This window comes from Brevundimonas sp. (genome assembly GCF_041648615.1).
GTDB lineage: Bacteria > Pseudomonadota > Alphaproteobacteria > Caulobacterales > Caulobacteraceae > Brevundimonas.
Window position 1 is genome coordinate 13186 of record NZ_JBAZOS010000019.1, and the last position, 14066, is coordinate 27251.

15 protein-coding genes are annotated in these 14066 nt (G+C 68.2%); 2 read left to right on the forward strand and 13 right to left on the reverse strand.

Annotated features, from left to right (window positions below; translation table 11 throughout):
• Window positions 1-2 precede the first annotated feature (2 nt).
• Window positions 3-779, reverse strand: a complete 777-nt coding sequence (locus WC555_RS08915; RefSeq protein WP_373252951.1) for a class I SAM-dependent methyltransferase — start codon at window positions 777-779, stop codon at window positions 3-5.
• 45 nt (window positions 780-824) lie between these two features.
• Here WC555_RS08915 and gloB point away from each other — a divergent pair, with 45 nt between their 5' ends.
• Window positions 825-1553, forward strand: a complete 729-nt coding sequence (gene gloB, locus WC555_RS08920; RefSeq protein ID WP_373252953.1) for a hydroxyacylglutathione hydrolase — start codon at window positions 825-827, stop codon at window positions 1551-1553.
• A gap of 7 nt (window positions 1554-1560) precedes the next feature.
• On the opposite strand, the gene WC555_RS08925 is transcribed toward gloB, so the two are convergent.
• From WC555_RS08925 to WC555_RS08970, 10 genes are all read right to left on the reverse strand, one after another.
• Complete coding sequence (locus WC555_RS08925) at window positions 1561-2349, reverse strand: DUF4908 domain-containing protein (RefSeq protein WP_373252954.1); 789 nt, start codon at window positions 2347-2349, stop codon at window positions 1561-1563.
• A gap of 75 nt (window positions 2350-2424) precedes the next feature.
• On the reverse strand, window positions 2425-3150 hold the full coding sequence (phbB, locus tag WC555_RS08930; RefSeq protein ID WP_373252956.1) for an acetoacetyl-CoA reductase: 726 nt from the start codon (window positions 3148-3150) through the stop codon (window positions 2425-2427).
• 203 nt (window positions 3151-3353) lie between these two features.
• Window positions 3354-4412, reverse strand: a complete 1059-nt coding sequence (locus WC555_RS08935; RefSeq protein ID WP_373252958.1) for an NAD(P)-dependent alcohol dehydrogenase — start codon at window positions 4410-4412, stop codon at window positions 3354-3356.
• A gap of 59 nt (window positions 4413-4471) precedes the next feature.
• Window positions 4472-5221: a DUF72 domain-containing protein gene (locus tag WC555_RS08940; RefSeq protein ID WP_373252959.1), complete on the reverse strand. Its 750-nt coding sequence runs from the start codon at window positions 5219-5221 to the stop codon at window positions 4472-4474.
• A 119-nt stretch (window positions 5222-5340) separates the two neighbouring features.
• Window positions 5341-6702, reverse strand: a complete 1362-nt coding sequence (locus WC555_RS08945) for a glutamate--cysteine ligase (RefSeq protein ID WP_373252960.1) — start codon at window positions 6700-6702, stop codon at window positions 5341-5343.
• Window positions 6703-6769: 67 nt separating this feature from the next.
• Complete coding sequence (locus tag WC555_RS08950) at window positions 6770-7228, reverse strand: ion channel (protein ID WP_373252962.1); 459 nt, start codon at window positions 7226-7228, stop codon at window positions 6770-6772.
• Between the two features lie 31 nt (window positions 7229-7259).
• Complete coding sequence (locus WC555_RS08955) at window positions 7260-7979, reverse strand: 16S rRNA (uracil(1498)-N(3))-methyltransferase (RefSeq protein ID WP_373252964.1); 720 nt, start codon at window positions 7977-7979, stop codon at window positions 7260-7262.
• Window positions 7980-8039: 60 nt separating this feature from the next.
• The gene (locus WC555_RS08960; protein WP_373252966.1) at window positions 8040-9203 is read right to left on the reverse strand and encodes an acyl-CoA dehydrogenase family protein; all 1164 of its coding nucleotides are present in this window, start codon (window positions 9201-9203) and stop codon (window positions 8040-8042) included.
• Between the two features lie 166 nt (window positions 9204-9369).
• Window positions 9370-11154: an acyl-CoA dehydrogenase C-terminal domain-containing protein gene (locus WC555_RS08965; protein WP_373252968.1), complete on the reverse strand. Its 1785-nt coding sequence runs from the start codon at window positions 11152-11154 to the stop codon at window positions 9370-9372.
• Between the two features lie 2 nt (window positions 11155-11156).
• Window positions 11157-11642, reverse strand: a complete 486-nt coding sequence (locus WC555_RS08970) for a MerR family DNA-binding transcriptional regulator (protein WP_373252970.1) — start codon at window positions 11640-11642, stop codon at window positions 11157-11159.
• Window positions 11643-11691: 49 nt separating this feature from the next.
• On the opposite strand from WC555_RS08970, the gene WC555_RS08975 reads away from it, so the two are divergent.
• Window positions 11692-11856 (forward strand): DUF2256 domain-containing protein, encoded by a 165-nt coding sequence (locus WC555_RS08975; RefSeq protein ID WP_373252971.1) that lies wholly within the window; start codon window positions 11692-11694, stop codon window positions 11854-11856.
• Here the strand turns inward: WC555_RS08975 and WC555_RS08980 are convergent.
• Complete coding sequence (locus WC555_RS08980; protein WP_373252972.1) at window positions 11853-12281, reverse strand: DoxX family protein; 429 nt, start codon at window positions 12279-12281, stop codon at window positions 11853-11855. The two genes, WC555_RS08975 and WC555_RS08980, sit on opposite strands and share 4 nt — an antisense overlap.
• 281 nt (window positions 12282-12562) lie before the next feature.
• Entirely contained in the window at window positions 12563-14005 is a 1443-nt protein-coding gene (locus WC555_RS08985) for a protein adenylyltransferase SelO (RefSeq protein ID WP_373252973.1), read from the reverse strand.
• Window positions 14006-14066: the final 61 nt, after the last annotated feature.

The window sequence follows — 14066 nt, forward strand, 5'->3', positions numbered from 1 at the left end:
CTTTAAGGGCGTTCGCCCGTTCCCGCCAGATCGTCGCCCGTCAGTTTCTCGCGTCCCGACCGGTTGGCCGGCTGCGGCTGGAGGGCGGGCGTCCTGACCGGCGCGGTCGCCACCGCCCCGCCGGGCCGGATGCGGGCATAGGCCTGACGCGTCGCCTCCAGCAGGATCACCCCCGCCGCGCCCGGCATGATGCGCTGGCCGACCTGTTCGAAACCGTCGGCCAGCGGCAGCAGCGGCCCCCAGGGCGGCACATAGAGGGTCTGGGACCAGGCCGTCGGCTCCAGCCCCGCGGCCCGCACCAGCCGCTCCAGCTGACCACGGGTGAAGGGCCGGCCGTGTCCAAACGGCGTGCTCTCGGCCCGCGCCCACAGGCCGCCGCGCGCGGCGGCGACGAGGATGATCCGCCCCGCCGGCGACAGGGCGCGAACGGTCTCGGCCATCAGGGCCTGGGCGTCGTCGGCCTCTTCCAGGGCGTGGATCAGCAGGATGCGGTCGAAGGAGCCGGCCGCGAACGGCAGGCGGCGGTCGTCGACCAGCAGGGTGCGGTTCTTGCCGACCGGGGGCCACCGCTCGACTCCCTGTCCGCCCGGCATGGCCGCGACCACGCGCCGCGCGCCGACGAAGGCGTCCAGCCATGGTGTCGCATAGCCGAGACCCAGGACGTCGCTGTTGGTCGCCTCGCCCCAGGCGTCTTCCAGTCGCCGCGCCAGCAGACGGCGCGCCAGGGCGCCGGCCGGCTCGCCGTAGAAGATGCGAAGGTCCTCGATGCTGCGCCGCATGCCCGCAGCATAGGCCGGGTCGGGGCGCGCTGCTAGGATGGGCCCATGACCCTCGACGTGCGCCTCTTCCCCTGCCTGAACGACAACTACGGCCTGCTGGTCCGCGACGTTGGCGCCGGCGTCGTGGCTGCGATCGACACGCCCGACGCCGCCGTCATCCTGGACGAGGTGGAGCGGTCCGGCTGGGGGCGGCTGGACCTGATCCTCAACACCCACTGGCACCCGGACCACACCCAGGGCAACGCCCGGCTGAAGGCCGAAACCGGCTGCGAGATCGTCGGTCCCGAAGAGGTGCGCAAGGCCGCGCCGATCGACCGGGTCATCGCCGGCGGCGACACGGTGATGCTGGGCGAGACCGTGCTGGAGGTCACCCACGCCCCGGGCCACACCCTGGGCCATGTCGTCTATCGCTCGGTCGCGGACGCCCAGGCCTTCGTCGGCGACGTGCTGTTCAATCTGGGCTGCGGCCGGCTGTTCGAGGGAACGCCGGAACAGATGCACGCCAGTCTGCGGACCCTCGCGGCGTGGCCGGACGAGACGGTGGTCTGGTGCGCCCATGAATACACCGCCGCCAACGCCCGCTTCGCCCTGACCCTGGATGATCGTCCCGAGATGGCCGCGCGGGCGCAGGCGGTCTTCGCGATGCGGGCACGGGGCGAGGCGACGGTTCCGACGACGATCGGGGCGGAGAAGGCCTTCAATCCGTTCCTGCGGGCGGCCGACGCCGCCGACTTCGCCGCCCGCCGGGCCGCCAAGGACGTCTTCGCCGGCTAGACGGCCTTCAGCGCCGGCGGGGCTCGGCCGGGGTGAGGAAGGCGTCGATGATCCGGGCCGAGGACGGGCGCCCCGCCACGCCCTGGGTCGGCGACACCACGATGCGCAGGTCGCCGCGGGCGTAGGTGACGGAGGGGCGGGCGCCGTCGACGATGGTGATGCTGCGCAGCCGGTCCAGAGACGACCGGGCCGAGGGCGAGCGGGCGATGCGCAGGGCGGTGTCGGTCGACAGGATCAGGGCCTCGACGGTCAGGCTCTCCGAAGCCCTGTCGGTGTTGACCTCGATCTCGATCAGCCGGCCCAGGGCCTGGCTGAGCATGGCGCTGCGCCGCGCCATCAGGTTCCACATCTGGACAGGGCCCAGCGTCGGCGGCGTCAGGCTCTGACCCGGACCGGTGAAGGAGGCCGGCGATCCGCCGGGCGCGCGGGGCGTATAGACGGTCATGCCTCCGCCCGGCGTGACCCTCAGCAGCTGGTCGCCCGCGTCGTTGCGGTAGATGACGTCGCCGCGCGGCGCCGCGGTGGGCCGCAGCACCCAGGTCTCGTCGCGCTGGTCGAAACGCAGCAGCGGCCGCTGGCCGGACCGGTCGAGGATGAAGGCCTCGCCCGATTCCGCGACGTATCGGCCCGTCGGCGGCATGGTCCGCGACGGGCCGCCGCTGTTACGCAGGATCCGGCTCTGCTCGGCCTGGGCGTTGCCGCGGGTCTGGGCGTGGGCCTCGGCGGCGATGGGCAGCAGCGACAGGGCCGCCGACGCGATGGCGATCGCCATCGCGGCCGGAAGCGGCGTTCGCACCGTTCTGGTCCCTGCCGTCAAGTCCATGGCCACAGTCGTGAAACCGTCGCGCGGCGGATTTTGGGCGGCCCCGGGTCAGCCAACCAGATACTGACCGCCGTTCAGCGACAGCGTACAGCCTGTGACATATCCGGCACGTTCGCCCGACAGCCAGGACACCATGTCGGCGATTTCCTCGCCTTTTCCGAGCCTTCCGACCGGGATCTGGGCGATGATTCCGGCCAGGACCTTCTCGTCCATGGCCCCGACCATCTCGGTGTCGATATAGCCGGGGGCGATGCAGTTCACCGTCACCCCCTTGCGCGCGTTCTCCAGCGCCAGCGCCTTGGTGAAGCCGATCATGCCGGCCTTGGCGGCGGAATAGTTGGTCTGGCCGATCTGGCCCTTCTGGCCGTTGATCGACGAGATGTTGACGATGCGGCCGAAGCCGCGGTCGCGCATGCCGTTGATGACCTGGCGCGTCATGTTGAAGACGCTGTCCATGTTCACCCGGATGACGTCGGACCACTGGTCGGCGCTCATCTTGTGGAAGAAGCCGTCGCGGGTGATGCCGGCGTTGTTGATCAGGATGTCGATCGGACCCAGCTGGTCCTCGACCTCCTTCACCGCCCGCTCGCAGTCCTCGAACGAGCCGACGTTGCCCTTGACGATGGTGACGCCCAGCTCTTTCGCGGTGGCCTCGGCCGCCTCGACATTGCCGGAATAACCGGCGGCGACGGACATGCCGTCTTCCTTCAGTCGCTGAACGATCGCCTTGCCGATTCCGCGGGTGCCACCCGTGACCAGAGCCACTCGAGCCATGTGCGTTTCCTTGTCCCTGCTGACCCGCTCTGACGGAGGGCCTTCACCAGCAGGTGTAGCGGCGGGAGGGTCGAGGGTCGAGGGTTGAGGTAGGGACTAGGGACTGGGGACTAGGGATTAGGGATTACGGACTAGGATCAGAAGGCGCGGGGTGGCTGCTACCCGTAGTGGCCGTCGACCAGGCCTCCCTGATCCCTCGCCCCTCAGATCTTCGCCATATCCAGCACGAACCGGTACCGCACATCCGACTTCTCCAGCCGGGCGTAGGCTTCGTTGATCTGGTCGGGCGCGATCACCTCGATGTCGCAGGCCAGGCCGTGCTCGGCGCAGAAGTCCAGCATCTCCTGGGTCTCGCGGATGCCGCCGATCAGCGAGCCGGCCACGGCGCGGCGCCGCCACAACAGGCCCATGGCGTAGACCGGCAGGCCCTCGGTGGTCAGGCCCAGCATGACCATGGTGCCGTCCTTGGCCAGCAGGTTCACATGGCTGGCGATCTCGTGCGTGGCCGAGACGGTGTTGATGATCAGGTCGAAGCTCTCGCCCGCCGCCTGCATCGCCGCCTTGTCGGAGTTGATGAGGAAATGCTTCGCCCCCATCCGTTCGGCGTCGGCCTTCTTGCGGTCCGAGGTCGACAGGACGGTGACTTCCGCCCCCATGGCCGCCGCCTGTTTGACCGCCATGTGGCCCAGGCCGCCGAGGCCGATCACCGCCACCTTCGACCCCGGCCCCACCTTCCAGTGGCGCAGCGGCGAATAGGTGGTGATCCCGGCGCACAGCAGGGGCGCGGCGGCGTCCAGCGGAATGCTGTCGGGAATGGTCACGACATAGTTCTGGTCGACCACGATGGCCGTCGCATACCCGCCCTGGGTGATGGTCTGGCCGACGGCCGCGCCCTTGGGATCGGGCGAGCCATAGGTCTGGGTCATGCCGGGTACGCAGTACTGCTCCTCGCCGTCCAGGCAGGGTTTGCACTGGCGGCAGCTGTCGACCATGCAGCCGACGCCGACCCGGTCGCCGACGTTGAAGCGGGCGACGTTCCCGCCCACCGCCGTGACCACGCCCGCGATCTCGTGGCCCGGGACGATGGGATAGGTCGTATTGCCCAGGTCGTTCTTCACGATGTGCAGGTCGGAGTGGCAGACGCCCGCGAATTTGATCTCGATGGCGACGTCGTCCGGGCCCGGATCGCGCCGATCGAAGCTGAAGGGCGACAGCGGGGCGTCGCTGGACGTGGCGGCGAAGGCGCGGGTGGCGATGGGCATGGGGGAGGGCTCCTGGGGCTCGACGTCAGGTGAGGGTGACCGAGCCCCGGCGCAACGGGTCAGCCCAGCTTTTCGATCAGCGCCTGCGCCGCCGCCGGATTGCGCACCTTCGCCCCGGCGATGAAATAGGCGAAGACGTCGCCGGTCTTCGCCCAAGTCTTCGCCTGCGCCGCGATGGCGTCCAGCTCTTCCGTCGTCATGCCTGTCGGCTCGTCCTCGCGGCTCGACATCAGCCGCGCGTATTTGAAGTCGGCCGTGTCCTGGTCGATGCGCGGCCACTCCGGCGCCTCGTCGTCGTGGCCGTAGACGATGGCCGCGCCGTATTTGCGGGCCAGGTCGAAGAACTGCTCATTGTCGAACGTGCCGCTGCGAACCTCCAGGGCGTGGCGCAGGCGCACCCCGTCCTTCTCCTTCGGCAACAGCTTCAGAAAGCCCTCGAAATCGACCGGGTCGAACTTCTTGTTGGCCATGAACTGCCAGTTGATCGGTCCCAGCTTGTCGCCCAGCGCCGTCAGCCCCTGGTCGAGGAAGCGCCCGACGCTCTCGCCGCCCTCCGACAGGATTTTCCGGTTGGTGCAGAACCGGCTGGCCTTGACCGCGAAGACGAAGCCCTCGGGCGTCTCGTCGCGCCACTTCATCCAGGTCTCGGGCTTGAAGCCGGAATAGTAGGTGCCGTTGATCTCGATCGAGGTCAGCTTGCCGGAGGCGTACTCCAGCTCCTTCTTCTGGCTCAGCTTGTCCGGATAGAAGACGCCGCGCCACGGCTCATAGGTCCAGCCGCCGATGCCGACGCGGATTTTGCCTGTCATGTCGTCCTCCCTGTCCACCCCGGACCTAGGATCAGGCGGGCGAACCCACAAGCGCCCGTAGCGCTGTCGCGCGGTTCGTGGTCCGGAAGGCGGCGAGAATGGCCGCCGGCCGGCCCTGCCTAGTAGGCGAAATCCCGGTACATCCGCCGGACGTCGCCCTGCCACTCCCCATGGTAGAGCTCCAGCAGCCGGTCGGCGGGGGTGATCCCGCTGTCGGCGATGTCCTCCAGCTCCGAAAGATAGCCGCGCTCGTCGACCATCCCGCCCGAGAAGCGGGCGCGGTTCTTGAGGCCGTCGCGGGCGATCCGGACCATGTCGACGGCGACGTCCCGCACCGAACGGCCCGCCACCTCGGCCTTCAGACCCAGCCGCGTCACGTCGCGGCGCAGCCGCTCATGGTCGGCGATGTCCCAGTCCTTGACCAGGTCCCAGGCCGCGGCCAGCGCCGCGCCGTCGTACAGAACGCCGGCCCAAAGGGCCTGCAGGGCGCAAATCCGGCTCCACGGCCCGCCGTCGGCGCCGCGCATCTCGAGATAGGACTTCAGCCGCACCTCGGGGAAGAGGGTGGTCAGATGGTCGTTCCAGTCCTTCTTCGTGGCGCGCTCCCCCGGCAGGGCGTCGAGACCCCCGGTCATGAAGCGGCGGAACGACTGGCCCGACAGGTCGACATAGGTCTCGCCGCGCTTGGCGAAATACATCGGCACGTCCAGGGCGTAGTCGGCGTAGCGCTCGAAGCCGAAGCCGTCCTGGAAGACGAAGTCCAGCATGCCTGTGCGGTCGGGATCGGTGTCGGTCCAGACATTGGCGCGCGAGGACAGGAAACCGCTGGGCTTGCCCTCGATGAACGGCGAACAGGCGAACAGGGCGGTGGCGATCGGCTGCAGCGCCAGGGAGGTGCGGAATTTGGCCACCATGTCGGCCTCGTCCGCGAAGTCCAGGTTCGACTGGATGGTGCAGGTGCGCAGCATCATGTCGAGGCCCAGCGAGCCCTTCTTCGGCATATAGGCCCGCATGATGCCATAGCGGCCCTTGGGCATGATCGGCACGTCCTCGCGCCGCCACAGCGGGTCGAAGCCGGCGCCGATGAAGCCGAGGTTGATCTGGTCGGCGACCTGTTTGACCTCCATCAGGTGGCGGCCGGTCTCGTCGCAGATGTCGTGGACGTCCCTCAGCGGCGCGCCTGACAATTCGAACTGCCCGCCCGGCTCCAGGGAGATGGAGGCGGTCATGCCGTCGGCGTTCTGACGCTCCAGGGCGATGACGTGGCCGGCTTCCTCTACCGGGGACCAGCCGAACCGCTGCAGGCCGGTCAGCATGGCCAGGATGCCGTTCTCGCCTTCATAGGTCGGGCGGCGCAGGGTCGTGCGGTCGAAACCGAATTTCTCGTGCTCGGCGCCGATGCGCCATTCGGCCTTGGGTTTTGCCCCTTTCGACATGGCGCCGATCAGGTCTTCCCGGGAAAGCGGTTCGGCGTCGGCCATGCGGATCTTTCAGCCCCAGAGCCCGAAGGCTGTCGTTGCGGCTAGATGGGGCGAAACAGCGCGTTCCTCAAGGGACGTCGCGATGGACCATGCCGTGTTTCCGGCGCGACGTGAACGGCGTCATGACGCTGACGAAGAAGGCGACCGACCATCCCAGCAGGATGGCGCCCGCCACGCCCTCGATCGCGCCCAGCAAACGCCACTCCGGCGCCATCAGCGAGTCGTCGTAGCCGATCGAGCCATAGCTGATGCTGGAGAAATAGACCGCCTCGCGCAGGTCGGGCACCGCGCCGATCAGCTTGTAGAGGGCGGCGTACATCCAGATCTCCACCCCGTGGATGACGAACAGGCCCAGAACCACGGCGATGGTCAGCAGCACGTGCCGCCACAGCGGTCCCTCGACATAGGGCCGGCCCGCCCGAACTTCGTAGAGCTCCAGAACGCGGCCGAGGTTGAACAGGCCGAAGCCATGAATGCTGACGGCGAGCAGGGCCATAACCGTGGACAGGGCCAGTTCGTTGAACATGCCGCATCCTGCCCTGAAGCCGCGGGTCCCGCTAGCGGTCCCAGTCGCCGACGGCGGCCTGCCACAGCGTCAGGGCGGCGATGGCGGCGGTGTCGGCCCGCAGGATGCGCGGCCCCAGCGACACGGCGGTGGTGAAAGGCAGGGCCCGCAGCCGGTCCCGCTCCTCCGGCGAGAAGCCGCCTTCGGGTCCGATCAGCACGGCCCACGGGTCCGCACCCGCCGCCTGCAGGGCCGGCCCTGCGACGGCGCCCCCCGTCTCGTCGCAGAACATCAGCCGCCGGCCGGCCTCCCAGCCGTCCAGCAATTCGGCCAGTTTCACCGGCTCGTCGACCATGGGGACGTCGACCCGCCCGGTCTGTTCGGCCGCCTCTATGGCGATGGCGTCCAGCCGGTCCATGCGCACATGCTGGGTCTGGGTCCGGTGGGTGACGACCAGACGGATGCGACGCACGCCCAGTTCGGTCGCCTTCTCGACGGCGAACTCCAGCGCGCTCTTCTTCACCACGCTGATCAGCAGCTCGACATTGGGGCCGGTCGATTGCGGCCGCACCTGTTCCTCGGCCCGCAGCACCACGCCCTTCTTCAACACCTCGGCGATGACGCAGCGCCATTCGCCGTCGCGGCCGTTGAAGACCAGCAGGCTGTCGCCGATCTTCAGTCGCATCACCTGGGTCAGGTAGCGCGACTGGTCCAGCGTCGGCAGGACGGCGGCGTCGGGGGAGAGGAGTGTGGGGACGTGGAGGCGGATCATGGCCCTCACATAGCCCGCACCCCCTTGGCCGTCATCCTCGGGCTTGACGGATCAGAGGTCCTACAGCGTCCGCGCGATCAGCAGCTTCATGATCTCGTTGGTGCCGCCGTAGATCCGCTGCACCCGCGCGTCCTTGTACAGCTGGGCGATCGGGTATTCGTTCATATAGCCGTAGCCGCCGTGCAGCTGCAGCATCTCGTCGATGACCTCGCCCTGGATGTCGGTGACCCAGTATTTGGCCATCGAGGCGGTCGCGGCGTCGAGCTTGCCCTGCAGATGCAGGCCCAGGCAGTGGTCGACGAACACCTTCGCGACCGTCAGCTTGGTCTTCACCTCGGCCAGTTTGAACTGGGTGTTCTGGAAGTCGATCACCCGTTTCCCGAACGCCTTGCGCTCTTTCACATAGGCCAGCGTCTCCTGCAGTCCGCGCTCGGCCGCGGCCACGCCCTGGACGGCGATGTTCAGCCGCTCCTGCGGCAGTTGCTGCATCAGCTGGATGAAGCCCTGGCCCTCGCCGCCGCCGATGATGTTCTCGCCGGGGACCTTCACCTCGTTGAAGAACAGCTCGGAGGTGTCGTTCCCCTCCATGCCGATCTTGTGCAGGTTCCGGCCGCGCTCGAAGCCTTCCGCCCCGTCGGTCTCGACCACGATCAGCGAGGTGCCCTTGGCGCCTTCCGACGGGTCGGTCTTGGCCACGACGATGATGAAATTGGCCAGCTGGCCGTTGGTGATGAAGGTCTTGGACCCGTTCACCACATACTGGTCGCCGGTCTTGATGGCGGTGGTCTTGACGCCCTGCAGGTCCGACCCGGCGCCCGGCTCGGTCATGGCGATGGCGCCGACCAGTTCGCCCGACTGCAGCCGCGGCAGCCAGCGCGCCTTCTGCGCCTCGGTGCCGTAGTGCCAGATGTAGGGCATGACGATCGCATTGTGCAGCGAGATGCCGAAGTGATCGGCCCCCTTCCAGCCCAGCTGGCGCATCAGCACCACCTCATGCCGGTAGTCGCCGCCCATGCCGCCGTCGGCCTCGGGCATCGACAGGCCCAGCAGACCGGCCTCGCCGGACTGGTTCCACAGCTCGCGCGGCACCGACGAATTGGCGATCCAGGACTGCACCGCCTCGGGCGAGGCGTGCTCGTCGATCCATTTGCCGACGCTGTCCGAGAAGAGGACGATTTCCTCTTCCTGCATGAAATCGGGCTCGGGGACGTTCAGGACGTTCATAGGCTCACTCGGCGTTCTCCCTCCCCCTTGTGGGGAGGGTGGCCGCGAAGCGGCCGGGTGGGGGACGCTTGGCGAGGAAACGCCGGCGGCTCAATGCCGGCCTTGCCCCACCCGGTCGTCGCTGCGCGCCGACCACCCTCCCCACAAGGGGGAGGGAGAAATCAAATCAGAACGCCTCCGCCGGCATCGCCATCAACACGTCCGCGCCGGTCTTCAGCTTGGCCAGATGGGCGCCCGTATCGGGCAGGATGCGCTCGACGAAGTACCGGCCGGTCATCAGCTTGTTCGCATAGAACGGATCGGTCGAACCCTCGTCCACCTTGGCCTGCGCCGCCTTGGCCATCTGCGCCCACATATAGGCCAGGGCCGTCAGGCCGAAGATGTGCAGATAGTCGGTCGACGCCGCGCCGGCGTTGTCCGGGTTCTGCATGCCGTTCTGCATCAGCCACATGGTGCCTTCCTGCAGCTTCTTCTTGGCGTCGGCCAGGCCGTCGACGAAGGGCTTGATCGGACCCTCGGCGCCGTTCTCGGACACGAAGGCGTCGATGTCGGCGAACCAGCTCATGATCGCGCGACCGCCGTTGGCCGGCAGCTTGCGCCCGACCAGATCCAGCGCCTGGATGCCGTTGGCGCCCTCGTAGATCATGGTGATCCGCGCATCGCGCAGATATTGCGACGCCGGGAAATGCTCGGTGTAGCCGCTGCCGCCGTGCACCTGCATGGCCAGCGAGGCGACGTGGAAGCCCTTGTCGGTCAGATAGGCCTTCAGCACCGGGGTGATCAGACCCATGTAGTCGCGGGCCTTCTGCGCCTCGGCCTCGTCGTTCGAGTGCTGCAGATCGGCCTGCAGCGCGGTCCACAGGGTGAAGGCCTGGCCGCCCTCGATGAAGGCCTTGGCCTCCAGCAGCATACGGCGCACGTCCGGGTGGACCATGATGGAATCGGCCGGGCCGTCGGGGTTCTTCGGGCCGGTCAGCGAACGGCCCTGCAGCCGGTCATGGGCGAACTCGACGGCGGCCTGATAGGCGGCGGCGCCGATCGACAGACCCTGCAGGCCGGTGCCCAGGCGGGCCTCGTTCATCATCACGAACATGGCCGCCATGCCCTTGTTCTCGGTCCCGACCAGCCAGCCCTTGGCGTCGTCATAGGCCATGACGCAGGTGGCGTTGCCGTGGATGCCCATCTTGTGTTCGAGGCCGGCGCAGGCCGCGCCCGCGTTGCGCTCGCCCAGCGAGCCGTCCTCGTTGACGAAGACCTTGGGCACGACGAACAGGCTGATGCCCTTGATCCCGGCGGGCGCGCCCTCGATGCGGGCCAGCACCAGATGGATGATGTTGTCGGTGAAATCGTGCTCGCCCGACGAAATCCAGATCTTCTGGCCGGTGATGTTGTAGCTGCCGTCGCCGTTGGGCACGGCCTTGGTGCGGATCAGGCCGAGGTCCGTGCCGCACTGCGGCTCGGTCAGGTTCATGGTGCCGCCCCATTCGCCGGTCGCCATCTTCGGCAGATACATCGCCTTCTGCTCGGGCGAGCCGTTGGCGTTCAGACCCCAGTAGGCGCCGGCCGTCAGGCCCGGATACATCGAGAAGGCGGCGCTGGCCGCGGCCGTCATCTGGCCGAACGCCATGGCCACCACCGAGGGCATGCCCTGGCCGCCATGCTCGGGCAGGGCCGACAGGGCGGGCCAGCCGGCCTCGACCATGGCCTTGTAGGCTTCCTTCCAGCCGGTCGGGCCGGTGACCTTGCCGTCGACCCATTTGCAGCCTTCCTGATCGCCGACGCGATTCAGGGGGGCGATGACTTCCTCGGCGAATTTCGCGCCTTCCTCGAGGATCTGGGCGACCAGATCGGACGAGACGTCGGCGAAGCCGGGCTGGTTGGAATAGCGGTCGATCTCCAGCACCTCGTCCAGAATGAACGTCAGGTCGCGGACAGGCGCCTTGTAGGCCATGATCAGGCTCTCGCTTTGAAGGGCTGGTGGTGGGGGTCGGGATTCAGCCGGGCCTTCAGCAGGTCGGCGTATTCTTCGGCGCCCGGCAGCAGATCCGGGCGGTATTCGCCCAGCTTCCGCTCCATCACGGCGCAGGCTTCCTCGGCCGTCTCGATGGCGGCGTCGAGGTCTTCGCGCTGCTGTTTCAGCGCGGCGATCTGGGCCCGGTGGCGGCGCAGCGCGACCGCCATCTGATGGGCGTTGTGATTGTCGTGGTCGTAGAGGTCCAGCATCTCCTGGATCTCCAGCAGGCTGAACCCGATGCGCCGTCCGCGCAGGATCAGCTTCAGCCGGGCCCGGTCGCGGGCGTCATAGACCCGCGTCTGGCCCTTGCGGGCCGGGGTCAGCAGGCCCTTGTCCTCATAGAAACGCAGCGCCCGCGCCGTCGCCCCGAACTCGCGGCACAGCTGGCGGATCGAATAGGTGCGATGGTCGTCGGCGGTCGCCATGCCGAAGTCATAACTTGACGTGCACGTAAAGGGAAGCCTTTAGCTCGGCATGGCCCGCAAACACGTCAACCTGGGCAGCGCCCCCGACAAGCGCGATCTGCCGCAGAAGACGTGCGTCGTCTGCGGCAGGCCGTTCTCATGGCGCCGCAAATGGGCGCGCGACTGGGAGAGCGTGAAGGTATGCTCGGACCGTTGCCGGGCCGCCGGACCCTAGGCCTTGCGGACCTCCCGGGCCCGGCACCACAGCACCGGCGCGGTGATGGCGATCAGGACCAGATTGGTCAGGGCCGGACCGACGTCTCCGCCGGCCGCGTGCAGGCCCAGCATGACGATCTCCAGCCCCAGCAGGCCCGAGGCGGCCATGACCAGCAGCGGACGGCCGTGCTTCCACGACACCAGCGGGGCCAGCACCAGAAGGGCCAGCAGGATTTCCGCCAGGCCGAGGCCGCGCACCATGTTGGGCGCCACCAGCGCCGGCCAGCGCATCAGGTCGATCAGATTGGCCATCGGCTCGCTGAGCTTGGCGTATCCGGCGCCCACGAAGAACATCGCCAGCCAACCCTGGAGCGTCCACAGGGTCAGATTGCGATAGCTGGCGTTCAGGCGCGAACGGGCGGGGGAGAGAGTCCGAGAATTCATTTTTCGCACGCCGGGGAGGGCGCTCTTTTGATTGGCAACAGTGGCGATGTCGGATCGCATGAGCCAATCCGCAAGGGTGCGAAGCGTGACCGTAACCATCCGTGACCGCCTTCTGCGTGAGCTACGGGGCCGAAGCGTGGCCGTATCCATAAATCTCTGTAATGCGATCGGCGTTGAAGCGGAGTTAAGGCCAGGCCTGCGGCGGGCGGCCTTCAAGGACGGGTTCGGCATCGGGGTGGCTCACAAGGCGGGCGAACCGGCTGACATCCGGCCCCGCCTTCCTACGCCGGCCCTGCCGCCACCCTGCTGTCAGCAGCCGCCAGGGCCCATGCCTCGCCCGCTTCGCGAACGCGTTGGATCTTTGTCTTCAACGCCCCCCAGTCGTTGTCGTCGTCGATCGCCGTCCAGATCGCCTCGACCTCGTCGATCAGCATTTCCTCGGGTTCAGGACGGGCGAAGACGGGATGCTCCAGCCGGTGGGGTCGGTCCGGCTCATGCTCGAACAGGGCGAAGCGGAAGGCGTCGAACGTCTCGCCCTGGTACAGCTTGCCGCGTCGTCCGCCCAGCGCCCGGGCGGACGACGGGAAGCCGCTGAACCAGTCGAAGAACAGCGGCTCCCAGCGCAGCGCCTCGCCGCCCTCGCGAAGCAGCGCCAGGGTCGTGTCCAGCAGCCTCTGGTCGGCCGCCTCGCCGAGACTCAGCACCCCCAGTCGGGCCAGGAAGGCGGCGCGCAGTTCGCGGATATAGGCCGCGCCGAAACCGTTCAGCGCCTCGGTCAGCGGCCCGGCGTCGGCGACCGGCTTCAGCGCTCCGCCCAACTGGGTCAGGGCCCAGAACACGGCCTCGGGCTGGCGGGCGAAGGCGTAAAGGCCGGTCTGGTCGAAATAGGCGGCGGTGAAGCCCGGCTCGTAATGCGGCAGGAACCGCCATGGGCCGTAGTCGAAACTCTCGCCCGTCACGTTCAGATTGTCGGTGTTCAGCACCCCGTGGACGAAGCCGGCGGCGATCCAGCGCGCGGCCAGCCGCGCCGAGGCCTCGACCACGGCGCGCAGGAAGCCGGGGACGTCGCCGGACGCGACCTCGGGATGATAGGCGGCGCGCGCATGCTCGACCAGCGCCTCGACCATGTCCTTGCGGCCCAGATACGCCGCCCGCTGGAAGGTGCCGAAGCGGATATGGCTGTGCGACAGCCGCACCAGCACCGCCGACCGCGTCGGCGACGGCTCATCGCCGCGCTGCAGGGGCTCTCCGGTCTCGATCAGGCTGAAGGCGCGGCTGGTGGGAACGCCCAGCGCCTCCAGCATTTCGGCCGCCAGCACCTCGCGCACCCCGCCCTTGAGCGTCAGCCGCCCGTCCGCGCCGCGCGACCAGGGCGTCTGGCCAGATCCCTTGGTCCCCAGGTCCAGCAACCGTCCCCGGTCATCCCGCACCTGCGCCGCCAGAAACCCGCGCCCGTCGCCGAGGTCGGGGTTGTAGGTGCGGAACTGGTGACCATGATAGCGCATCGCGATCGGACCGGGCTGGCCGGGCAGGGGCTCGAACCGGCCGAAATGCGCGATCCATTCGGCGTCGCTCAGGGAGTCCAGCCCGACGCTCGCGGCGGCCCGGTCGTTGCGGACCCGCAGAATGGCCTCCGGAAAGTCCGCCGCCCTCACGGCGTCGCCATAGTCCTCGCCCAGATTGAAAAAGCGGGGATCGGGGCGATAGGCGGGTAAGATCGGCATAAAGCGCAGATGCGGTCTCGATACTCCGGGCGCAACGGTTGAATGTGCGCCGCCTGCCTCT